The following is a 21,406-nucleotide window of genomic DNA, read 5'->3' as shown; positions in this document are numbered from 1 at the left end:
TCAGGCGGGGTCCGTGGCCACGGCGGGAGTCGCCTCGCCGGCGCGTCGGTGGAGGGCGGCGATCACGGCGTCGTGAGTGGCATCGTCGAGCACGCCCAGGCGTTGCTCGGCCAGCCGATCGGCCAGGGCGTCGCCGCTGACCACCAGCAGGTCCTCGGCCGCCTCGGCCTCGGCGATCCGCCAGCCCGGCAGGGCCAGCACGCCCTTCACCGGCACCACCCGGCCCAGCTCCCGCTCCAGCCACACCGACAGCCAGCGCACCGCGCGACGCGTCTCGCGCATGGGGCGCCGCTCGAACCCGTTCGGGAAGCGAAGCCGCTCGCGCTCCACCGTGACCCGGTTGTCCTCCTCGCCGGAGGGCAGGACGGCCGGGGTGCGGCCCCGGGTTTCGATGACGAAGACGCCGTGGGGCGTCACCGCGACGTGGTCCAGGGTATCGTCGGCGCCGGGCACGTCGTGAAAGACGTAGTAGGGATGGGCCTCGGGGCGGATCAGCCGCTCGAGCTCCTGGCCCACCGCCAGTTCGCAGGCCAGTCCCAGCTTGAGTCGGCGAATGCGCTGGAAGTCGCGGATCAGTCGGAAGCAGAACACCAGCACCAGCACCGCCGACAGGGCCCCGTAGAAGGTCCATTCGAGCCAGTTCTGCTGCGGGGCGAAGAGCATGCGCCCCATGCCGTAGACCAGTGGCACCATGATGACGATGGGGCCCAGGGCGCCGTTGAGGAACAGGCCGGCGAAGGCGCGGTCGAGACGGTTGCGCAGCGACTGTCCGGGCTCGCGCAGCGGGTGGGCGTCGAAGGGGGAACTGACCCGGGCGTCATGGAGGTTGCGCAGGGCCACCACGATCACCGCGGTGGCTGCCAGGGGGAAGAGGAAGATCAGGGGAAGCAGGTATTCCAGCCAGGCCATCGGGAGTCCTTGCCCGTGGGTAACCCCTGCATTCTAGACAACCTTGGGCCCCCGGGGCCATGCTCGGTTCGTACGAGGGGCCGGTCGCGAGGGGCAAAGCGTGAAGGGTGAAGAGACAGGCCACGAACCGCCAAATTTGAGTGAGGGGTTAAAGGCGAGGAGTGAGGAGCGAGATGAGCGATATCGAGGGCAACCCGAGCCCTTCCGGCCCCGGCCTCGAGGCCCTGGTAGACTTCGTGGCCCGCACGCCACGCCTGGCCGTGCTTACCGGCGCGGGCATCAGCACGGCCAGCGGCATCCCCGACTACCGGGACGATCAGGGCGACTGGAAGCGCTCGCCGCCGATGCGTCATCAGGTCTTCATGGCCAGTCATGCCGCCCGCCAGCGCTACTGGGCCCGGGCGCTGATCGGCTTCCGTGCCCTGCAGGAGGCCCGGCCCAATGCCGCCCATCGTGCCCTGGCCCGGCTCGAGGCCTCCGGTCGCGTGGCCGGGGTCATCACCCAGAACGTCGATGGCCTGCATCGCCGGGCCGGTTCGCGGCGGGTGATCGACCTGCACGGCCGTGCCGACCTGGTGCGTTGCATGGGCTGCGGGGCGACGCGGATGCGACACGACCTGCACGCCGAACTGGCCCGGCGCAATCCCGACTGGCTCGAGGCCGGTGCCCGGGCGGGCCCCGACGGCGACGCCGACCTGGAGGCGGACTTCACCCGCTTCCGCGTGCCGGCCTGCACCCGCTGCGGCGATGGCATCTGGAAGCCCGACGTGGTGTTCTTCGGCGACAGTGTGCCCAAGGCCCGGGTGGCCGACGCCTTCGCGCTGCTGGAAGAGGCCGACGGGCTGCTGGTGGTGGGCTCGTCGCTGATGGTCTATTCCGGCTTCCGCTTCGCCCGGGAGGCCGCCCTGGCTGGCCGGCCCGTGGCCTGCCTGAACCTGGGGCGGACCCGGGCGGACGATCTCTACTCGCTCAAGGTCTCGGCCAGCGCGGAGACGGGGCTGACCGCGCTGCTCGAGGGGCTTGAGAAAGTGGTGCCCGGTCCAGCCGATCGGTCCCGATCCGTGTAGCCGAGCACGGTCACTGCTCGGACCTGGCTAGCCGCCGGCCAGCTTGACCTTGAACCCCTGCTTCTCGAGTTCGACCTTGAGGATCTCGCGCTGGTCGCCCTGGATCTCGATCACCCCGTCCTTGAGGGCGCCGCCGGTCCCGCAGCGCTTCTTGAGGGTCTTGGCCAGGGCCTTGAGCGCCTCGGCCTTCAGGGGCACGCCCTCGATCAGGGTCACGCCCTTGCCCTTGCGGCCCTTGGTCTCGCGGCGCAGGCGCACGATGCCGTCCAGGCTCGCCAGGCGCGCGTCCTCGGCCGCCTCGGCGCACCGGCAGTCGGCGAGGGGCTCGCGACACTCGGGGCAGATATCGCCGTGTTCGGTGGAGTAGACCAGGCCGCGCAGCTGGTCCTTCAGGGATGCCATGGGGCCTCCTGGATGGTGCGGATGATGCCTCGATGATACGGGGCGGAATGCCGGCGGTCGATCCGGTCGACACCCTGCCGGCCGATCGTTCGGTCGATGTCCCGCGGCAGGATCTCCCGGCCATGCTCGAGTTGGCCTGTCCTCGGTCGGGGCCTCGAACGACGAGCCCGGGGGCTGCCGGATGCCGGCCGCTGCCTGAACCCATCGCCGTAGTGGCGTTCGCGGTCACCGGGGGCTGATGCCTATACTGACGGCGCGTCCCGGCCAGGAGCAGGTCCGTGAATCTCGAACGCGTCGTCTTCGGCTTTTTCATCATCCTTACCCTGAGCCTCAATTACGCGTTCGTGGTGGGGGGCGTCGAGACCCCTGAGCACCATAATGTCTGGATTCTCACGTTCACCATCATCGTCAATCTGGTCGCGATCGGCCTGAAGCTGGGGGATCGCTCCCAGATCGGGGCGCTGCTGCTGGCGTCCGGCCTGGTGGCCGGGTTTCTGCTGATCACGGCCCGTGTCGTCTGGATCGTCGCGGAACCCGCTGGCGGGGGCGGGCCGGGACCTGCCGACATGGCCGATATCGTCTCGATCGCGACGGGAGCGCTGGTCGCGAACATCGTCGCGACGACGATCCTGGTGGGCGATACGCTGCTCTCGCGTCGCTAGCGCGGTCGCGATCCGGGACAGGCAGGGGGAGGGTTGAACGCATGACGCCGACCTCCGATCTCGACCGCGTGACGATGATCGTCCTGCGCTACATGCGCCGGCCGCTGTTCGCGCTGCTGTTCGTGTACTCGGTGGGCATCCTGGGCATGGCCCTGATGCCAGGCCAGGTCGTCGATGGCGAGACGACGCGCATGAACCTCTTCCATGCCTTCTATTTCTTCACCTACACGGCGACCACGACCGGGTTCGGCGAACTGCCGAACGGCTTCAGCGACGAGCAGCGCCTGTGGACCATCTTCTGCCTCTATACCGGCGTCATCGCCTGGTTCTACGCGATCGGCTCGCTGATCGGCCTGGTGCAGCATCCCCATTTCATTCAGGCCATGGACCGGTTCCGGTTCGCCCGCAAGGTCGAGCGTAACGTGGCCCCTTTCGTCATCCTCTGCGGTTTCGGCGATACCGGCAGCCTGCTGGCGCGGGGCCTGAGCGACCACCATATGCGCGCGGTGATACTCGACTCCGACCTGGAACGCATCAAGGCTCTGGGCGTGCGCGACTACACGGTCCCGATGCCGGGACTCCATGCGGATGCCAGCGCGCCGAAACACCTCCTGGCCGCGGGGGTAGCACACCCGGCATGCCGGGCCCTGGTCACGCTGACGAACGATGACGACGTCAACCTCAAGATCGCGGTGATGGCTCGGCACCTGAATCCTCGTCTCCGGGTCATCTGCCGTTCGACCTCGGCCCGCCACGAGGCCAACCTGCGGGCGCTGGACAACGTGACGGTCGTCGACCCGTTCGAGATCTTCGCCCAGCTCGTCTACTGGGCGATCGCACGGGCCGAACTGCACAACCTCAATGCGTGGTTCGTGGGCGTGCGTGGCGTCGAGCTCGGAGCGCCGTTACAGGTCCCGCGGGGCGACTGGGTCCTGTGCGGGTATGGACGGATGGGGCACTGCATCCATCGCCACCTACAGGCCCATGGCATCGGCGTGCGCATCATCGACCAGGACGTGGACGCCTCGGAGGTCGGAGAAGGGACGGTCGTGGTCCAGGCGCACGCCGATCATTCCGCCCTGGGGGCGGCGGGGATCGGCGACGCGGCCGGGGTCGTCGCCGCGACGGACCATGATTCCGACAACCTCAATACGCTGCTGGCGGTGACGGCCTTCAATCCGGAGGCGTTTCGCATCGTGCGCCAGAACAGTCACGAGAACCAGGTCGCGTTCGATGCCGCCCGGGCCGACCTGGTCCTCCAGCACAGCCTGACGACGGCGCGCCGGATCCTGAAGCTGCTGATCTCGCCCCTCGTCCAGGAATTGATCGACTGGCTGGCCGACCGCGAACCGGTCCTGACGGAAGAGCTGGTGGCTCGTCTCCAGGTGGCGATGGGGGCGGCTCCCCCGCACCTGTGGTCGATCAGGCTGGTCCCGGGGGAGGCCCCGGCCGTGACCGACTACCTGGCCGATGAGGGGGCGATCACGCTCGGTGCGCTGTGTCGCGATGCGCGGGCGTTCCCGTCGAAGCTCCCGTGCGAGGCCCTCGCGATCCGCCGGGCGGGCCGGTCGATCATGCTGCCGAAGGGGGAACGTCCCCTCGAGGCCGGCGACGAGATTCTGTTCTGCGGCGTCCAGTGGGTGGAGCCCATGCTGCAGGCGACGCTCCACAATCCCTATACGCTTCGTTACGTCGTCACCGGGGTCGATGAGCCGCGCGGGTACCTGTTCACCTGGTTCAAGGACCGGTTCAGGGGGGCATCGAAGCGAGCGTGAGGCGAACCGTCCAGCGTCGGCCGCTGCCCTGACTCCTGGGGGCCATCGGGCTGCCAGCGCGATGGGGCATGCGAGTCGCCTGTGCCGGAGGGCTCAGGCCTGGGAGGCGGCCAGGGTGCGGTCCTGCTCCAGCCGGCGGATCACGGTGGGCAGCTGGAACATGCTGGTGATGGTCAGGGCACCCTCCGGGGTCTCCTCGGCGTCGGGGAAGCGGTTGAGGTGGATCACCGTCATGCCGGCGGCCAGGGCCGCCTTGACCCCGACGATGGCGTCGTCGATGGCCACGCAGTCCTCGGGGGCATAGCCCATCATCGCGGCGGCATGGCGGAACAGGCAGGGGTCGGGCTTCCAGCACTGGGCCTCGTAGGCGCTGAACAGGTGCCGGCCGAAGACCGCCTCGAGCTCGGTGGCGATCAGCGAGGTGCGGATCTTGTTCACCGGGCCGTTGGAGACCACCCCCATGGGGTGGCCGGAGAGGGCGGCCAGGGCCTCGGTGGCGCCGGTGATGGGCGTGAGCTCGGTGGCCAGCCGGCGGTTGAGGTTGGCGCGCATGTCGCGTTCCAGGACCTCCAGGCGCTGGGCATCCACGGTGCCGTGGCGCCGCTCCAGCTCGGCGACGATGTGGCGGAAGCGGGCGCCGCGAAACTCGCCGGTGTAATCGCTGGCGCGGAAGGGCAGGCCCACGGCGGTCAGGCTGGTCTCCATCTCCGAGGCCAGCAGCGGCTCGCTGTCGACCAGGGTGCCGTCGCAATCGAAGAGCAGGCAGAGTGGGCGTGCCATCACCGTCACCTCGCGGGTGTCTCAAATCAGCTACAGGGCTATTGTGTCATATCGGCCGCGTTCATCCTTAGTTTAAGACGAATTTTTCGACTTTGTGAACAGTGTTTTTCAATTCAACATTTGGTGCACGGTTGCGCCGTGCCGGTGTCGGCGGGCCGTTGCGTCGCCCATGGCCGCCTCAAGGTGAGGCGACGACCAGCATCAGCGCCCCGGCCAGGTAGCAGCCGGCGATGGCCAGGCTCTCGAAGCCGATGCGCCCCGGGCCCAGGCGCTCGCGATGGATCATGCCGACCATCAGGATGGCGGTCATCAGCAGCGACAGCGCCACCCACAGTGCCACGCCGTCGGGGATGGCGTGGTAGATGGAGCCGCCCCGGTAGGCGAGGTCCGAGGCGGCCATGAAGAGGGTGTCGAAGGCATTGCCGCCGATGATGCCCGCCACCGCCAGGGTCAGCGCCCCCCGGCGGACCGCCGCGATGGTGGTGACCAGCTCCGGCAGCGAGGTGACCACGGCGGTCATCAGTGTCCCGACCACCGACTGGCCGAGGCCGGTCTCCGCGGCGATCACCGCCGCGGCCCCTTCCATCAGCCAGCCGCTCACGCCCAGCGCCAGGGCCAGGCCCGCGAAGCTCAGCCACAGGGCCAGGGCCGAGCGAGCCAGGGCGCGCGGGTCCGGCAGGTCCGGGGCGGTCTCCCGGGTCTGGGCGGGCCGCCACATGGGCTGGTCCCGGGTGCGCTCCGCCAGCCGCAAGCCGAAGAGGTAGACGAGCACCATCAGCGGGGTGACCGGGTGGACCGCCAGCAGGGTCCAGTCCGGGGCGAAGCGTCCCACCAGCACCAGCGCCAGCAGGCACAGCAGCAGCCCGCCCTGCAGCAGGTTGCCGAGGGAGGCCGCGGCGTGCTCCAGGTTGGCGCGGCGGTAGACCAGGTCGGCGACGGTCAGGAAGAGGGTCTGCACGGCGATGCCGCCCAGCGCGTTGCTCATCGCCAGGACGGGGCGGTCGGCCAGCGCCGCGGAGACCGACAGCACCAGGCCCGACAGCGAGGTGGCCATGCCCATCAGGACGGCGCCGGCGATGGCCTCGCCGAGCCCGGTGCGGTCGGCCAGGTCGTCGACGATGCGGGCCAGTTGGGTGCCCGCCACGCCGATCACCAGGGTGCGGGAGGCGAACCGGGTGAAGGCGACGCCCAAGGGCATGGCACTCAGCATCGACGCCCCCCGGATGCAGGAGCAGGAGTGGTGACGCGGCCTTCCATGGTGGCCTCCTCGGTTGTCGGCGTGTTCGCCGCTTGAGGGTAGGGCCTGGAACGCGAAAGGGCGACCTCTCGGGCCGCCCTTTCAGGATCTGCCAGGCAGGGGATCACTTCACCCGCGGGTCCAGCTCGCCGCGCTCGTAGCGCAGGAACATTTCCTCGAGGTTGATCGGCTTGATCTTGCTGGCCTGGCCGGCGGTGCCGAAGGCCTCGTAGCGGGCCTTGCAGACGTCCTTCATGGCCGCGGTGCTGACCTTGAGGAACTTGCGCGGGTCGAACTCGGCCGGGTTCTGGGCCAGGAAGCGACGCACGGCGCCGGTGGAGGCCAGGCGCAGGTCGGTGTCGATGTTGACCTTGCGCACGCCGTGCCTGATGCCCTCGACGATCTCCTCGACCGGCACGCCGTAGGTCTCGGGGATGGCGCCGCCGAACTCGTTGATCACCTCGAGCCACTCCTGGGGCACCGAGGAGGAGCCGTGCATCACCAGGTGGGTCTCGGGGATGCGGGCGTGGATCTCCTTGATGCGCTGGATGGAGAGAGTGTCGCCGGTGGGCGGCTTGGTGAACTTGTAGGCGCCGTGGCTGGTGCCGATGGCGATGGCCAGGGCGTCCACCTGGGTCGCCTTGACGAACTCGGCGGCCTCTTCCGGGTCGGTGAGCAGCTGGTCGTGATCGAGCTTGCCCTCGGCACCCACGCCGTCTTCCTCGCCGGCCATGCCGGTCTCCAGACTGCCCAGGCAGCCCAGCTCGCCCTCCACGGAGACGCCGCAGGCATGGGCCATCTCCACGGTGCGGCGGGTGACCTCGACGTTGTAGGCGTAGTCGGCCGGGGTCTTGCCGTCTTCCTTGAGCGAGCCGTCCATCATCACCGAGGAGAAGCCCAGCTGGATGGAGCGCTGGCACACGGCGGGGCTGGTGCCGTGGTCCTGGTGCATGACCACCGGGATGTGCGGGAACTCCTCGACGGCGGCGAGGATCAGGTGGCGCAGGAAGGGCGCGCCGGCGTACTTGCGGGCGCCGGCGGAGGCCTGGACGATCACCGGGGAGTCGGTCTCGTCGGCGGCCTCCATGATGGCGCGCATCTGCTCGAGGTTGTTGACGTTGAAGGCCGGCACGCCGTAGCCGTGTTCGGCGGCGTGGTCCAGCAGTTGGCGCATGCTGATCAGTGCCATGGAGTCACCTTATGTTGCGTGGGGAGCGCGGCGGGCCGGCGCCGCGTCCGTCTCGATAGTGTCAGGGGATTAGCGGGCCGCGGCTTCCAGGGCGGCCACCGCCGGCAGGGTCTTGCCTTCCACGTACTCGAGGAAGGCGCCGCCGCCGGTGGAGATGTAGGAGACCCGATCCGCGATGCCGTACTTGTCGATGGCGGCCAGGGTGTCGCCGCCGCCGGCGATGGAGAAGGCCTCGCTCTCGGCAATGGCCCGGGACAGGGCCTCGGTGCCATGGCCGAACTGGTCGATCTCGAACACGCCCACCGGGCCGTTCCACAGGATGGTGCCGGCGGCCTTGAGCTGCTCGCCGAGGCGGGCGGCGGTCTCGGGACCGATGTCGAGGATCATCTCGTCGTCGTTCACCTGGTCGACGGGCTTGGTCACGGCGGAGGCCTGCTCGGAGAACTCGGTGGCGACCACCACGTCGGTGGGCAGCGGGATCTCGACCTTGGCCATCAGCGCCTTGGCCGCCTCGATCAGGTCGGCCTCGTGCAGCGACTTGCCGACGTTGTAGCCGGCCGCGGCGATGAAGGTGTTGGCGATGCCGCCGCCGACGATGATCCGGTCGCACTTCTCGGACAGGGCGTTGAGGACCTCGAGCTTGGTGGAGACCTTGGAGCCGCCGACGATGGCGGTCATCGGCCGCTTCGGGGTAGCCAGCGCCTTCTCCAGGGCCTCGAGCTCCTGGGCCAGCAGCGGGCCGGCGCAGGCCTCGGGGGCGAAGCGGGCCACGCCGTGGGTGGAGGCCTGGGCGCGGTGGGCGGTGCCGAAGGCGTCCATCACGTAGACGTCGCACAGGGCGGCGTACTGCCTGGCCAGCGCCTCGTCGTCCTTCTTCTCGCCCGGGTTGAAGCGCACGTTCTCGAGCAGCACCACCTCGCCCTCCTCGAGGGCGAGCTCGGTGCCCAGGTAGTCCTTGACCAGGCCAACCCGGCGCTCGAGCAGGCCACCCAGGTGGTCGGCCACCGGGGCCAGGGAGAACTCCTCCGCCGGCTCGCCCTCGGTGGGGCGTCCCAGGTGGCTCATCAGCATCACCTTGGCACCGGCCTCGAGCGCCGCCTCGATGGTCGGCAGGGCCGCCCGCAGGCGAGCATCGCTGGTCACCTTGCCGTGCTTGACGGGCACGTTCAGGTCCTCGCGGATCAGCACCCGCTTGCCGCGGAGGTCGAGGTCGGTCATCTTGCGCACGTTCATGGAAGCAGATTCCTCGTCTGGGAAAGCCGAAGGGGGATCAGGCGTCGGAGGGTGGCACCGGGCCCAGCCGGGCGATGCGACCGGTGACGTCGAGCATGCGGTTGGCGAACCCCCACTCGTTGTCGAACCAGCACATCATCTTGATCAGGCGGCCGCCGGCCACCCGGGTCTGGGTGGCGTCCACGATACCGGAGCGCGGATCGTGGTTGAAGTCGACCGAGGCCATGGGCTCCTCGGTATAGCCGAGCAGGCCCGCGAGCCGTCGCCGACTGGCCTCGCGCAGCAGGGCGTTCACGGCGCGGGCCGAGGTGTCGGTGCGCACGCAGATCGACAGGTCCATGGCCGAGACGTTGATGGTCGGGACCCGCACGTGCAGGCACTCGAAACGCCCGGCCAGGTGCGGCATCAAGCGGTTGATGCCGCGGCCCAGGCCGGTGTCCACCGGCACGATCGAGTGCATGGCGGAGCGGGTCAGACGCAGGTCGGTCTGGTGGTAGGCATCGATCACCGGCTGGTCGTTCATTGCCGAATGGATGGTAGTGGTGACGCCGTGCTCGATGCCCAGGGCCTCGTCCAGCACGGTGAGCACCGGCACCAGGCAGTTGGTGGTGCAGGAGGCGGCGGAGATCACGCGGCAGCGCGGGGTCAGGTCGGCGTCGTTGATGCCGCTGACGATGGTGGCGTCCACGTCGCTCTCGGCGGGCTGGGAGAACAGCAGCCGCCCGGCGCCGGCCGCCAGGTGGGCCTCGGCGGTGGCCCGGTCCTTGAAGCTGCCGGAACACTCCAGCACCAGGTCGATGCCGAGCTCGTCCCAGGGCAGGGCGGAGGGGTCGCCCTCGGAGAGCACCCGGATGGGATGGTCGTCGATCACCAGGTGGTCACCCCGCACCTCGACCCGGCCGGGAAAGCGGCCATGGGTCGTGTCGTAGCGGGTCAGGTAGGCGATGGTATCGAGCCCGGAGAGCTCGTTGATGGCCACCACCTCCAGCTCCGGCGCGTCGCGCTCGACGAGCGCGCGCAGCACGCACTGGCCGATGCGGCCGTAACCGTTGATGGCGATGCGTAGGGCCATGGCGTTGCCTGGGACTCCTGGCCGGTGGGCGGAAACCCGCGATTCTAGCGCAATTCGCCGTCCGCGTCGCGGCCGTGCCGGGGGACTTGAAAACCGTCCGGGTGCTCCTATCTAGGATGATGAGAGGGCGACATTCGCCGCCTTCCGTCTCGAGTCATCACAGAGGTGACAGGAGGTGTTCGACATGTTCGGAGATCTCAGGCGTTTCGATCCTGCGTGGGCGCCCGGGGGCGACTGGTTCCGGCGCTTCTTCGACGAGATGTGGCCGGACCCGGGAGCCGCCGACATCCGGTCGGTGCCCCGGGGCAGCTTCCCGATGATCAACGTGGGGCGCACCGACGATGCGGTGCGGGTCTATGTGTTCGCGCCCGGGCTCGCCGCCGAGGAGCTCGAGGTCAGCCTGCAGGACAACGTGCTGACCGTCAGCGGCCGTCGGGGCGGCGGGGCCGAGGCGGACACCGGCGAGCGCCGTACCCACTTCCGGCGCGAGCGGGCGGCCGGCGAGTTCAGCCGATCCGTGTCCCTACCGGAAGGCCTGGACCCCGACCGGGCCGAGGCCCGTTTCCGCAACGGCGTGTGCGAGGTGGTCCTGCCCAAGCGCGAGGAACTCAAGCCCCGCCGCATCGATATCCAGGCGTCCTGAAGACGGTGCATCCCGAGGAGGTGAGTCGTCATGAGTGAAGTCGCCAAGCGTGAAGAGAACCGTGCCCCGACCGAACGTCGAGAGCGGCGGATGGATGCCCTGCTGCCGCCGGTGGATATCTACGAGGAGGACAATGCCCTGCACCTGATCGCCGACATGCCCGGGGTGCAGCGGGACACCCTGTCCATCGAGGTCAACGACAACGTGCTGAGCCTGGAAGGCGAGGTGGCGCTGGAGGTGCCCGAGGGGCTGACCTCGATCTATGCCGAGGTGCGCGCCCAGCGCTTCGCCCGCCGTTTCACCCTCAGCCACGAGATCGACATGGACGCCATCCAGGCGAGCATCGACCAGGGGGTGGTGCACCTGATCTTGCCCAAGAAGGAGACCCACCGACCCCGCCGCATCGACGTCAAGCCGGCCTGACCGGGCCTTCCCGGTTCGCCCCCGTCCTCGGGGGCGATTTCCTGTCGGCGCCATGCCCGGTCGCGCTCGATCCTCTACGCTGGAACCATGCCGAGGACACAACGGGGGGGAGCGGGCATGACCGATATCGAATGGTTGCTGGGCGAGGAGGCCGAATCCCTGCTCGGCCACGTCTGCGAGGGCGTGCGCCGGGAGGCCCTGCATCTGCCGGGGCCGGACTACGTCGACCGGGTGCTGGCCCAGGGGGATCGCGGTCCGGCGGTGCTGCGCAACTTTCAGGCACTGATGAACCATGGCCGCCTGGGCGGGACCGGTTACCTCAGCCTGTTGCCGGTGGATCAGGGCATCGAGCATTCCGCCGGGGCCTCCTTCGCGCCCAATCCGCGCTATTTCGATCCGGCCAACATCGTCGAGCTGGCCCTCGAGGGCGGCTGCAACGGGGTGGCCTCGACGCTGGGCGGCCTGGCTTCGGTGGCGCGGCGCTACGCGCACCGGATCCCCATGCTGCTCAAGCTCAACCACAACGAGACCCTGACCCTGCCGGCGATGTACGACCAGACGCCCTTCGCCAGCGTGGAACAGGCCTTCGACATGGGCTGCGTGGCGGTGGGGGCCACCGTCTACTTCGGCTCGCCCGAGAGTCGCCGCCAGATCACCGAGATCGCCGAGGCCTTCGAGCGGGCCCACCAGCTCGGCATGGTCACGGTGCTCTGGGCCTACCTGCGCAACCCCGCCTTCAAGCAGGAGGGGCGGGACTACCATACCGCCGCCGACCTCACCGGCCAGGCCATCCACCTGGCGGCCACCCTCAAGGCCGACATCGTCAAGCAGAAGCAGGCCGAGACCAACGCCGGCTACCGGGACCTGGGCTTCGGCCACACCCATGCCAAGGTCTACGACGAGCTGACCTCCGACCACCCCATCGACCTGGCCCGCTACCAGGTGGCCAGCTGCTACATGGGGCGGGTGGGGCTGATCAACTCCGGGGGCGCCTCCGGCGGCGAGAGCGACCTGGCCCAGGCGGTGCGCACCGCGGTGATCAACAAGCGGGCCGGCGGCATGGGGCTGATCTCCGGGCGCAAGGCCTTCCAGAAGCCCATGGAAGAGGGCGTCGCGCTGCTGCACGCCATCCAGGACGTGTACCTGGACGAATCCGTGACCATCGCCTGAAGATAGGCTACTACTCCGTGCCTAGGCGCCGGGATGCGCGGAAAATAGGCACGGAGCAGTCAAGAAATGGGGGCAGCGTTTTTTTCTCGCTTAAGAACGACTCAGTTAAGTGATTGCTCCTATGTGGAGAGCAGTCTTTCTTTAAGGCCATTAAAGTGCTACGCAGCTTGTATGATGCCCCGGTTAATGAGTAAGTGTTCTACAGTCATTGGCGAAACGCCATACTTATCCGATATGTCCTCAATGAAATCTTCATTGCTGGGCTCGTCACCGATTTCCTCTTTTATGGAGCTGAAGGGGCATAGAAACTCTTGAGCAAACGCTCGTTGAAAGCGTTGCCGAGATGTGCCACTACGCGTGATCGGCAATAAGTGGTCTGAGGGGGACGAAATTAGGTTGTCAGCTAGTACTCTTGCCAAAGCAAAGCGGCGGCCCTCCAGTCGCTTCCCACCGAGCGAGATGCGTAAGTTTTCGTCGGTGCGCAGCCCAACTGATAGGTGGCTATCGTGGGAGTTGCTGCCTAAAACATGACGAGGAAGTTGGAGTAGCTCTAGTAGTTGGTTGTCAGAAATAGGTCCATTGCCAAGCCTCCACTGCTTTCTAGCTAAAGCTGCGGCATCGGACGCTCGGCGCCAAACGGCTTGATTTTTCGGTATTTTTTCGATGGCAGTCTTTAGGCTTTTATCATCCGGAGGAAGCTTTCCTTTGGTGCCATTATTTATTTCTACTTCCAGTTTTTTTAGTAGTGATAAGGATTGGCTTCTCCCTTCTGCAGCAACTTCGTTTATGGATTCTTTTCCTAGCTCATTGAATCTATTTATAAGGCTTGAAATGATTTCATCAGGAGCCTGGTCTGGGTCGTATCCTAACAATGCTTCCAGGCGGCGCCATGTTGACAGATTTGTGTCGTTGCGCTCTTCAATGATTTCATCCCACAGTTTTGCCACATCCTCTCGGTACTTTGAGTGGAGGAGATGTGTTGTTACTTTAGACATGAATTTATCAATACCTTGTTCGAAAGCTTCTGCGGGCACCCACTCGTCAAAATGCGATACGAACTTAACAGGCATGCCGCTACCTTGTGATCTAGTAGGGCGAGATCGGAAGTGAACAAAGTCTCCATCGCTAGCAATTGAAACATTAGGCCACGCAATGCCGTTGCCAATGGAGGGGAGAAAATGACTCATTTTCCAGTCATGACTGGAAGTGATCGCTGGCTCCCACCGTAGACGCCACCAGTTTATTGCAATCCATTCTGCAAAGATATCCATGGGGGCCAGCAAATGATCGCGCAGTTTCCCTGTGCCAAGCTCTATGAGAGTGGTGGCGATTTGATCATTGATACTTAGGCGCCACTCAGCTAATGTGGGGTTGGTTCCCTCGTTAGCTTCGTCCGCGTGGCACCAGTGCGCACTAATATCAATTGGTTGATTCATTGTTACCTCTCTGGTGCCAAACTTTGAGTACTATATCTCTCATAGGGTCACCTTCTGGCATTGGGTAGCCGTGGTAGGTGCCTTGTTGTACATTTTCTAGTTGTGCTTCCAAGGGCACCCCCTCTTTGCTAACAGACCAGATATTTTGAGGGTAGCCCTCTTTTTTCTGTTGGCTGATTAATCCTCTCTTGGCTCCTTCTTTTAGCAGTGCGAGAGCAATCTGTTTTGTAAAGATGCCTGCCGTGTCGCAAAGCGTCTTGTCAGCCCTTGGTAGAGCCGGTGGTGTGAGGCCAAAGTCGCCAGGGTTCCGTTTATGTTCCGGATTCCCCCCATAGCTAACACTCTTGTAGAGCTGTTGGCAAACCTCGGCATCCGCCGGCTCTTTTAGTGATCGCTTATAGTTGAAGCGTCCAGCTCGTCTCGGTTTCATATTGCCTTGGAAAAGTGGCTTGTTTGTCCAAGTTATGCCGAGGTTTCAGATCGGCTACATAAGTCGAGGACGGGCAACCTTTTGATTATAAGTCATTTTTCATAGGGCACGGCAAATGCCGTGCCCTTTCCAGTGCCGTGACGGCCGCGATCAGTCGTCGGCGGCGTCGTCCAGCAGCTGCTCGGCCTCGGCCACCAGGTTCTCCACGGTGAAGCCGAAGTGCTTGAAGAGATCGCCGGCCGGGGCGGACTCCCCGAAGCTGTCCATGCCGACGATGCGGCCTTCCAGACCCACGTACTTGTACCAGAAGTCGCGATGGCCGGCCTCGACGGCGATGCGGTTGCCGACCTCGGCGGGCAGCACGGCCTGGCGATACGCGGCGTCCTGGGCGTCGAAGGTGTCGGTGGACGGCATGGAGACCACGCGCACCCGGCGGCCGCTCTCGGTCAGGGCGGCGGCGGCGTCCATGGCCAGGCCGACCTCGGAGCCGGTGGCGATCAGGATCAGCTCGGGGGTGCCCTCGCAGTCCTTGAGCACGTAGCCGCCGCGCTGGATCTCGCCCAGCTGGGACTTGGTGCGTTCCTGGTGGGGCAGGCCCTGGCGGGAGAAGACCAGGGCGGTGGGGCCGGCGTGGCGCTTGATGGCGACGTCCCAGGCGGCGGCGGTCTCCACGGCGTCGCAGGGGCGCCAGGTGGAGAGGTTCGGGGTGGAGCGCAGGGTGGTCAGCTGCTCCACCGGCTGGTGGGTGGGGCCGTCCTCGCCCAGGCCGATGGAGTCGTGGGTGAAGACGTAGACGGCCCGCTGGCCCATCAGCGCCGCCATGCGCACGGCATTGCGCATGTACTCCATGAAGATCAGGAAGGTGGCGCCGTAGGGCACGAAGCCGCCGTGCAGGGCGATGCCGTTCATGATCGCGCCCATGCCGAACTCGCGCACGCCATAGTGCAGGTAGTTGCCGCCGGGCTCGGTGGCGTCGATGGCGCGGGCGCCCTGCCAGAAGGTCAGGTTGGACGGCGCCAGGTCGGCGCTGCCGCCGAGCAGCTCGGGCAGTTGCGGGCCGAGCGCGTTGAGGCAGGCCAGGGAGGCCTTGCGGGTGGCCGGGGACTCGGCCTTCTCCTGGGCCTGCTCGATCAGCGCCTCGCTGGTCAGCTCGACGGGCAGCTCGCCCTTCTGGCGGCGCAGGAATTCCCGCGCCAGTTCCGGATGGGCCTCGGCGTAGCGATCGAAGCGCTCCTGCCAGGCCGCCTGGCGGGCCTGGCCGGCCTCGGTGGCGTCCCAGCCCTGGTAGAGCTCCTCGGGCACGTGGAAGGGGGCGTGGGGCCAGTCGAGCCGCTTGCGGGCCGCGGCGACCTCGTCCTCGCCCAGCGGAGCCCCGTGGCACTCCTCCTTGCCCTGCTTGTTGGGGGCGCCGAAGCCGATCACCGTCTTGCAGATGATCAGGCTGGGCTTGTCGTCCTGGCTGCGCGCCAGCTCGATGGCGGCCTTGACCTCGTCGGGGTTGTGGCCGTCGACGTTGGGCACCACGTGCCAGCCGTAGGCCTCGAAGCGCTTGGCGGTGTCGTCGGTGAACCAGCCCTCGACCTCGCCGTCGATGGAGATGCCGTTGTCGTCGTAGAAGGTGATCAGCTTGCCCAGCTTCTGGGTGCCGGCCAGGGAGCAGGCCTCGTGGGAGATCCCTTCCATCAGGCAGCCGTCGCCGACGAAGCAGTAGGTGTAGTGATCGACGATCGCATGGCCCGGGCGGTTGAACTGGGCGGCCAGGGTGCGTTCGGCGATGGCCATGCCCACGGCGTTGGCCAGGCCCTGGCCCAGGGGGCCGGTGGTGGTCTCGATGCCCGGGGCGTAGCCGAACTCGGGGTGACCGGCGGTCTTGGAGTGCAGCTGGCGGAAGTTCTGCAGCTGCTCCAGGTCGAGGTCGTAGCCGGTCAGGTGCAGCAGGGAGTAGAGCAGCATGGAGCCGTGGCCGTTGGAGAGCACGAAGCGGTCCCGGTCGGGCCAGTGCGGGTCGGCCGGGTTGTGCGCCAGGTAGTCGTTCCACAACACCTCGGCGATGTCGGCCATGCCCATGGGCGCGCCGGGGTGGCCGGACTTGGCCTTCTGGACGGCATCCATGGACAGGGCGCGAATGGCATTGGCCAGTTCGAAACGGGACGGCATGGGGGTCAGCTCCTCGCCTGCGGCAGATAGTATGCGGTGACACGGTCTGGCCAGGGGGCGTGGCCGGACGTGGATCCTGGCTGGGATGCGCCGCGGGACGGGGCGGCGCGGTCGATTTCGGCCGCTCATTGTCGCCGAATGGGCCCCGGCCTTCAAATCCGCGCCCGCTCGCGCGCTAGGAAGGCGCGGGGCGAGGGTGTAGAATCCGCCCCCAGCCGGCCCGCCCGGGCCAAGGCGCGCCGCTCCCCGACTCGCGGGGCCTGCGCCACTCCATTACCCTGGCTTCGAGCCCAGACGCCGTCATCCCACTTCCAGAGGGTCGAGGACGCCATGAGCGAATACTCCCTGTTCACCTCCGAATCCGTGTCCGAGGGGCACCCGGACAAGATCGCCGACCAGATCTCCGATGCGGTGCTCGATGCCATCATCGCGCGAGACAAGAATGCCCGGGTGGCCTGCGAGACCATGGTCAAGACCGGCGTGGCCATCGTGGCCGGCGAGATCACCACCTCCGCCTGGGTCGACCTGGAGGAGCTGGTGCGTCGGGTGATCCTGGACATCGGCTACACCTCCTCCGATGTCGGCTTCGACGGTGAGACCTGCGGCGTGCTGAACCTGATCGGCAAGCAGAGCGTGGACATCGCCCAGGGCGTCGACCGCAGCAAGCCCGAGGATCAGGGCGCCGGCGACCAGGGCCTGATGTTCGGCTACGCCACCAACGAGACCGAGTCCTTCATGCCGGCGCCGATCCACTACTCGCACCGGTTGGTGGAGCGCCAGGCGGAGCTGCGCCATCACGGCCTGCTGCCCTGGCTGCGCCCGGACGCCAAGAGCCAGCTGACCTTCCGCTACGACGAGCACGGCAAGCCCTGCGCCGTCGATGCCGTGGTGCTGTCCACCCAGCACGACCCGGACATCGACCAGGAAGAGCTGCGCAGCATGGTCAAGCGCGAGATCATCGAGCAGGTGATCCCCGCCGAGTGGCTCACCGAGTCCACCCAGTACCACATCAACCCCACCGGCAAGTTCGTCATCGGTGGCCCGGTGGGTGACTGCGGCCTGACCGGACGCAAGATCATCGTCGACACCTACGGTGGCATGGCCCGTCACGGCGGCGGTGCCTTCTCCGGCAAGGACCCCTCCAAGGTCGATCGCAGCGCCGCCTACGCCGGCCGCTACGTGGCCAAGAACATCGTCGCCGCCGGGCTGGCCGAGCGCTGCGAGATCCAGGTGTCCTACGCCATCGGGGTGGCCGAGCCGACCTCGGTGTCGGTGAACACCTTCGGCACCGGCAAGATCAGCGACGAGCGCATCGTCGCCCTGGTGCGCGAACACTTCGACCTGCGCCCCAACGCCATCACCCGCATGCTCGACCTGCTGCACCCCATGTATCGGCTGACCGCGGCCTACGGCCACTTCGGTCGCGAGCCCTTCGAGACCAGCTACACCTGGACCGACACCCAGGGCGAGCAGCACACCGAGACCTTCACCGCCTTCCCCTGGGAGAAGACGGACCGCGCCGAGGCGCTGCGCGGCGCCGCCGGCCTGTAGGCGCCGGGTCGAGGTCGCCGACGGGTCGGCGATCTCGCACACCGCTTGAGGGCCCCGCCCGGCATCGCCGGGCGGGGCCCTTTGCTAGGGTCGAGACAGGCCCCTGCCGGGAACGCTCGCCATGCGTCGCCGTCTCGCCATCCTCCTCCTCTGCCTGTGGTCCCTCCCGCTGCTCGCCGACTGTCCGGGCTGGTCGATCCCCCGCGCCGAGCGCGAACTGACGGCCCTCCACCAACGCCTTGAGGCCTGGAACGCCGCCTATCGCCGCGACGGCTCCTCGCCGGTGAGCGATGCCGTCTATGATCAGGCCAGCGCCCGGCTGAGCGAGTGGCGGCGCTGCTTCCCCGACCTGCTGCCCGCGGCGCCGCCGTCGGCGGGCCCGACCGGGGAACTCCGCCATCCCGTGCCCCAGGCCGGACTGCCCAAGCTCGATGGCGACACCGAGGTCCGAACCTGGCTGGCGAGCCATGACCATGTCTGGCTGCAGCCCAAGGTGGACGGCGTGGCGGTGACCCTGATCTACGAGGCCGGCCGGCTGGTACGCGCCATCAGCCGCGGCGACGGGGAGCGCGGGCAGGACTGGACGGCCCGGGTGCGCCGCCTGCCTGACGTGCCCGACCGCCTGCCGCCCTCGGCTCCCGACCGGCTGGTGCTCCAGGGGGAGCTGTATCGCCGCCTGGGGGGCCATGTGCAGGCGGAGGCCGGGAGTGCCGGGGCACGCAGCGCCGTGGCCGGCTGGCTGGCGCGGGAGCGCCTGGCGGACGGGCCGGCCGCGCAGATCGGCCTCTTCGTGTGGGGCTGGCCGGGCGGGCCGGCCACCATGGCGGCCCGCCTGGCCGGCCTGGAGGCCCTGGGGTTCGCCGATACCGCCTTGTGGAGCCGGCCCGTCGCCACCTTCGCCAAGGTGCAGCGGTTGCGCGAGGCCTGGTACCGCAGCCCGCTGCCCTTCGCCACCGACGGGGTGGTGCTGAAGGAGGGGCGGCGGGCGGCCCCTGGGCGTCGGGAGGCCGCGGCATGGAAGTACCCGGCCCGGGAGGCGCTCGCGGAGGTGCGCGGCGTGACGTTTCGCGTCGGCCGGACCGGACGGATCACCCCGCTGCTGCACCTGGTGCCGGTCACCCTCGACGGGCGCACCCTGCGGCGCGTGTCCGTCGGCTCGCTCGAGCGCTGGCGAGCCCTGGATATCCGTCCCGGCGACCGGGTGATCGTCGCCCTGGCCGGGCTGACCGTGCCGCGCCTGGAGGGCGTGGCCTGGCGGGCCGCCGAGCGTCCCGAGGTCGTGCCTCCGCCGGCCTCGGAGTACCATCCCCTCAGCTGCTGGCAGCCGCTGCCCGGCTGCGAGGACCAGTTCGTCGAGCGCCTGACCTGGCTGGGAGGCGAGCGGGCGCTGGACCTGCCCGGCCTGGGGCCAGGCACCTGGCGTGCCCTGGTCGAGGCCGGGCAGGTGGAGGGACTGCTCGACTGGCTGGCGCTCTCGCCCCGGGCGCTCGCCGGAGCGGACGGCATCGCCGAGGCGCGCGCCGCACGGCTGGCCGACGCCTTCCGCGATGCCCGGCGGCGGCCCTTCCCGGCCTGGCTCTCGGCGCTGGGGCCACCGCCCGGCTGGGACGCGGGCGACACGCCGGACTGGGCGACCCTGGTCTCGCGCTCGCCGGCCGAATGGCGGGCCCTGCCCGGGGTCGGCGAGGCGAGGGCCGAGGCGCTGAGCGACTTCTTCGCCCATCCCGAGGTGCGTCGCCTGGCGCTCCGGCTGTCGGCGGCGGGCATCGCCGGCTTCGAGCGTTGATTGTTCGCGGCTTTGCCGGCTGCCTATAGTGAAGGTCACGCTTTTCGCCGAGGAAAGAGGTGACACATGAACCAGCCCGCCGTATCCGCGCCCGACACCACGGATTTCAAGGTCGCCGACATCGCCCTCGCCGACTGGGGGCGGCGCGAGATCCGCATCGCCGAGACCGAGATGCCGGCGCTGATGGCGATCCGCGCCAAGTACCGCGACGGCCAGCCCCTGGCCGGGGCGCGGATCGCCGGCTGCATCCACATGACCATCCAGACCGCGGTGCTGATCGAGACTCTCGTCGACCTGGGGGCCACGGTGCGCTGGTCGTCCTGCAACATCTTCTCGACTCAGGACCATGCCGCGGCGGCGATCGCCGCCGCCGGGATTCCGGTATTCGCCTGGAAGGGCGAGACGGAGGAGGAATTCTGGTGGTGCATCGAGCAGACCGTCGAGGGCCCGGACGGCTGGACGCCGAACCTGGTGCTCGACGACGGCGGCGACCTCACCGCCCTGCTGCACGACAAGCGCCCCGAGTTGCTCGACGCCGTCCACGGCATCAGCGAGGAGACCACCACCGGGGTGCACCGGCTCCAGGAGATGCTGCGTGATGGCCGGCTCAAGGTCCCGGCGATCAACGTCAACGATGCCGTGACCAAGTCCAAGAACGACAACAAGTACGGCTGCCGCCACTCCCTGAACGATGCCATCAAGCGTGGGGTCGATCACCTGCTGGCCGGCAAGCAGGCACTGGTGATGGGCTACGGCGACGTCGGCAAGGGCTCGGCGGCCTCGCTTCGCCAGGAGGGCATGATCGTCAGGGTCGCCGAGATCGATCCGATCTGCGCCATGCAGGCCTGCATGGACGGCTTCGAGGTGGTGTCGCCCTACCGCGACGGCGTGAATCGCGGCATGGAGAGCATCGATCGCGAGCTGCTGGCCCGTATCGACCTGGTGGTCACCGCCACGGGCAACATCGACGCCTGCGACGCCCCCATGCTCCGGTGCCTGAAGCCGGGCGCGGTGGTCTGCAACATCGGCCATTTCGACAGCGAGATCGACACCGCCTACATGCGTCGCCAGTGGCACTGGGAGGAGGTCAAGCCGCAGGTGCACAAGGTCTACCGGGACAGCGATCCCGGGGACTACGACCCGGACAGTCGCGACTACCTGATCCTGCTCTCCGAGGGGCGGCTGGTGAACCTGGGCAACGCCACCGGGCATCCCTCCCGGGTCATGGACGGCTCCTTCGCCAACCAGGTGCTGGCCCAGCTCCATCTCTACGAGGGCCGCTTCGCCGAGCTCGACGCGGCCGGCAAGCGCGAGGCCCTGGACGTCTCGGTGCTGCCTCGGCACCTGGACGAGGAGGTCGCCCGCTACATGGTCGAAGGCTTCGGCGGCGTGATCACGCGCCTGAGCCAGGCCCAGTCGGACTATACCGGCATTCCCGCGGAGGGGCCCTTCAAGCCCGACCACTACCGCTACTGAGCCGCTTG

At 67.8% G+C, this 21,406-nt stretch carries 19 protein-coding genes; 9 read left to right on the top strand and 10 right to left on the bottom strand.

All coding sequences use genetic code 11. The annotated features are described in order from the left end of the window. Positions 1 to 909: a nuclease-related domain-containing protein gene (locus tag BEI_RS17350; RefSeq protein ID WP_097790673.1), complete on the bottom strand. Its 909-nt coding sequence runs from the start codon at positions 907 to 909 to the stop codon at positions 1 to 3. Between the two features lie 173 nt (positions 910 to 1,082). Here BEI_RS17350 and BEI_RS17345 point away from each other — a divergent pair, with 173 nt between their 5' ends. After that, on the top strand, positions 1,083 to 1,976 hold the full coding sequence (locus BEI_RS17345; protein ID WP_097790672.1) for an NAD-dependent protein deacetylase: 894 nt from the start codon (positions 1,083 to 1,085) through the stop codon (positions 1,974 to 1,976). 27 nt (positions 1,977 to 2,003) lie between these two features. On the opposite strand, the gene BEI_RS17340 is transcribed toward BEI_RS17345, so the two are convergent. Then, the gene (locus tag BEI_RS17340) at positions 2,004 to 2,378 is read right to left on the bottom strand and encodes a translation initiation factor Sui1 (RefSeq protein ID WP_097790671.1); all 375 of its coding nucleotides are present in this window, start codon (positions 2,376 to 2,378) and stop codon (positions 2,004 to 2,006) included. 278 nt (positions 2,379 to 2,656) lie between these two features. On the opposite strand from BEI_RS17340, the gene BEI_RS17335 reads away from it, so the two are divergent. After that, positions 2,657 to 3,040: a DUF6394 family protein gene (locus BEI_RS17335; RefSeq protein ID WP_097790670.1), complete on the top strand. Its 384-nt coding sequence runs from the start codon at positions 2,657 to 2,659 to the stop codon at positions 3,038 to 3,040. 41 nt (positions 3,041 to 3,081) lie between these two features. Next, entirely contained in the window at positions 3,082 to 4,815 is a 1,734-nt protein-coding gene (locus tag BEI_RS17330; protein ID WP_097790669.1) for an NAD-binding protein, read from the top strand. A gap of 93 nt (positions 4,816 to 4,908) precedes the next feature. Here the strand turns inward: BEI_RS17330 and BEI_RS17325 are convergent, their stop codons facing one another. From BEI_RS17325 to BEI_RS17305, 5 genes are all read right to left on the bottom strand, one after another. Further along, complete coding sequence (locus BEI_RS17325; RefSeq protein ID WP_097790668.1) at positions 4,909 to 5,595, bottom strand: HAD-IA family hydrolase; 687 nt, start codon at positions 5,593 to 5,595, stop codon at positions 4,909 to 4,911. Between the two features lie 178 nt (positions 5,596 to 5,773). After that, positions 5,774 to 6,805: a sodium:calcium antiporter gene (locus BEI_RS17320; RefSeq protein WP_097790667.1), complete on the bottom strand. Its 1,032-nt coding sequence runs from the start codon at positions 6,803 to 6,805 to the stop codon at positions 5,774 to 5,776. 151 nt (positions 6,806 to 6,956) lie between these two features. Further along, complete coding sequence (fba, locus tag BEI_RS17315; protein ID WP_097790666.1) at positions 6,957 to 8,021, bottom strand: class II fructose-bisphosphate aldolase; 1,065 nt, start codon at positions 8,019 to 8,021, stop codon at positions 6,957 to 6,959. A 69-nt stretch (positions 8,022 to 8,090) separates the two neighbouring features. Continuing rightward, positions 8,091 to 9,254 (bottom strand): phosphoglycerate kinase, encoded by a 1,164-nt coding sequence (locus BEI_RS17310; protein ID WP_097790665.1) that lies wholly within the window; start codon positions 9,252 to 9,254, stop codon positions 8,091 to 8,093. A 37-nt stretch (positions 9,255 to 9,291) separates the two neighbouring features. Next, positions 9,292 to 10,326 carry a type I glyceraldehyde-3-phosphate dehydrogenase gene (locus BEI_RS17305; protein ID WP_097790664.1) on the bottom strand — a complete coding sequence of 345 codons (1,035 nt, stop codon included), beginning with the start codon at positions 10,324 to 10,326 and terminating at the stop codon, positions 9,292 to 9,294. A gap of 184 nt (positions 10,327 to 10,510) precedes the next feature. On the opposite strand from BEI_RS17305, the gene BEI_RS17300 reads away from it, so the two are divergent. The 3 genes from BEI_RS17300 (at position 10,511) to BEI_RS17290 (ending at position 12,562) form a co-directional block, all read left to right on the top strand. Beyond that, positions 10,511 to 10,969, top strand: coding sequence for an Hsp20/alpha crystallin family protein (locus BEI_RS17300; RefSeq protein WP_097790663.1), 459 nt, complete (start codon positions 10,511 to 10,513; stop codon positions 10,967 to 10,969). Positions 10,970 to 10,999: 30 nt separating this feature from the next. Continuing rightward, on the top strand, positions 11,000 to 11,392 hold the full coding sequence (locus BEI_RS17295; protein ID WP_097790662.1) for an Hsp20/alpha crystallin family protein: 393 nt from the start codon (positions 11,000 to 11,002) through the stop codon (positions 11,390 to 11,392). Positions 11,393 to 11,509: 117 nt separating this feature from the next. After that, positions 11,510 to 12,562 (top strand): class I fructose-bisphosphate aldolase, encoded by a 1,053-nt coding sequence (locus tag BEI_RS17290; RefSeq protein ID WP_097790661.1) that lies wholly within the window; start codon positions 11,510 to 11,512, stop codon positions 12,560 to 12,562. 158 nt (positions 12,563 to 12,720) lie between these two features. On the opposite strand, the gene BEI_RS19070 is transcribed toward BEI_RS17290, so the two are convergent. The 3 genes from BEI_RS19070 to tkt form a co-directional block, all read right to left on the bottom strand. Beyond that, positions 12,721 to 13,998, bottom strand: coding sequence for an ImmA/IrrE family metallo-endopeptidase (locus BEI_RS19070; protein WP_153045808.1), 1,278 nt, complete (start codon positions 13,996 to 13,998; stop codon positions 12,721 to 12,723). Further along, positions 13,982 to 14,428 (bottom strand): hypothetical protein, encoded by a 447-nt coding sequence (locus BEI_RS17285; RefSeq protein ID WP_097790660.1) that lies wholly within the window; start codon positions 14,426 to 14,428, stop codon positions 13,982 to 13,984. Before BEI_RS17285 ends, BEI_RS19070 begins: the two co-directional genes overlap by 17 nt. 150 nt (positions 14,429 to 14,578) lie before the next feature. Further along, complete coding sequence (tkt, locus tag BEI_RS17280; RefSeq protein WP_097790659.1) at positions 14,579 to 16,585, bottom strand: transketolase; 2,007 nt, start codon at positions 16,583 to 16,585, stop codon at positions 14,579 to 14,581. Between the two features lie 330 nt (positions 16,586 to 16,915). On the opposite strand from tkt, the gene metK reads away from it, so the two are divergent. From metK to ahcY, 3 genes are all read left to right on the top strand, one after another. Continuing rightward, positions 16,916 to 18,136 carry a methionine adenosyltransferase gene (gene metK / locus BEI_RS17275; RefSeq protein WP_097790658.1) on the top strand — a complete coding sequence of 407 codons (1,221 nt, stop codon included), beginning with the start codon at positions 16,916 to 16,918 and terminating at the stop codon, positions 18,134 to 18,136. A gap of 121 nt (positions 18,137 to 18,257) precedes the next feature. Further along, positions 18,258 to 19,922 carry an NAD-dependent DNA ligase LigB gene (gene ligB / locus BEI_RS17270; protein WP_097790657.1) on the top strand — a complete coding sequence of 555 codons (1,665 nt, stop codon included), beginning with the start codon at positions 18,258 to 18,260 and terminating at the stop codon, positions 19,920 to 19,922. 66 nt (positions 19,923 to 19,988) lie between these two features. Next, entirely contained in the window at positions 19,989 to 21,398 is a 1,410-nt protein-coding gene (gene ahcY / locus BEI_RS17265; protein WP_097790656.1) for an adenosylhomocysteinase, read from the top strand. The last annotated feature ends 8 nt before the right edge of the window (positions 21,399 to 21,406 follow it).

The sequence above is a fragment of the Halomonas beimenensis genome (genome assembly GCF_002549795.1).
Taxonomy (GTDB): Bacteria; Pseudomonadota; Gammaproteobacteria; order Pseudomonadales; family Halomonadaceae; genus Halomonas; species Halomonas beimenensis.
This window is presented reverse-complemented; position numbering and strand designations above follow the sequence as displayed.

Coding starts and splice junctions, on each gene's coding strand:
- BEI_RS17330 (WP_097790669.1), top strand. CDS start 3,082: ATGACGCCGACCTCCGATCTCGACCGCGTGACGATGATCGTCCTGCGC.
- BEI_RS17295 (WP_097790662.1), top strand. CDS start 11,000: ATGAGTGAAGTCGCCAAGCGTGAAGAGAACCGTGCCCCGACCGAACGT.
- BEI_RS17305 (WP_097790664.1), bottom strand. CDS start 10,326: ATGGCCCTACGCATCGCCATCAACGGTTACGGCCGCATCGGCCAGTGC.
- ahcY (WP_097790656.1), top strand. CDS start 19,989: ATGAACCAGCCCGCCGTATCCGCGCCCGACACCACGGATTTCAAGGTC.
- BEI_RS17345 (WP_097790672.1), top strand. CDS start 1,083: ATGAGCGATATCGAGGGCAACCCGAGCCCTTCCGGCCCCGGCCTCGAG.
- BEI_RS17290 (WP_097790661.1), top strand. CDS start 11,510: ATGACCGATATCGAATGGTTGCTGGGCGAGGAGGCCGAATCCCTGCTC.
- metK (WP_097790658.1), top strand. CDS start 16,916: ATGAGCGAATACTCCCTGTTCACCTCCGAATCCGTGTCCGAGGGGCAC.
- BEI_RS17325 (WP_097790668.1), bottom strand. CDS start 5,595: ATGGCACGCCCACTCTGCCTGCTCTTCGATTGCGACGGCACCCTGGTC.
- BEI_RS17285 (WP_097790660.1), bottom strand. CDS start 14,428: ATGAAACCGAGACGAGCTGGACGCTTCAACTATAAGCGATCACTAAAA.
- BEI_RS17300 (WP_097790663.1), top strand. CDS start 10,511: ATGTTCGGAGATCTCAGGCGTTTCGATCCTGCGTGGGCGCCCGGGGGC.
- BEI_RS17310 (WP_097790665.1), bottom strand. CDS start 9,254: ATGAACGTGCGCAAGATGACCGACCTCGACCTCCGCGGCAAGCGGGTG.
- tkt (WP_097790659.1), bottom strand. CDS start 16,585: ATGCCGTCCCGTTTCGAACTGGCCAATGCCATTCGCGCCCTGTCCATG.
- BEI_RS17340 (WP_097790671.1), bottom strand. CDS start 2,378: ATGGCATCCCTGAAGGACCAGCTGCGCGGCCTGGTCTACTCCACCGAA.
- ligB (WP_097790657.1), top strand. CDS start 18,258: ATGCGTCGCCGTCTCGCCATCCTCCTCCTCTGCCTGTGGTCCCTCCCG.
- BEI_RS17350 (WP_097790673.1), bottom strand. CDS start 909: ATGGCCTGGCTGGAATACCTGCTTCCCCTGATCTTCCTCTTCCCCCTG.
- BEI_RS17320 (WP_097790667.1), bottom strand. CDS start 6,805: ATGCTGAGTGCCATGCCCTTGGGCGTCGCCTTCACCCGGTTCGCCTCC.
- BEI_RS19070 (WP_153045808.1), bottom strand. CDS start 13,998: ATGAATCAACCAATTGATATTAGTGCGCACTGGTGCCACGCGGACGAA.
- fba (WP_097790666.1), bottom strand. CDS start 8,021: ATGGCACTGATCAGCATGCGCCAACTGCTGGACCACGCCGCCGAACAC.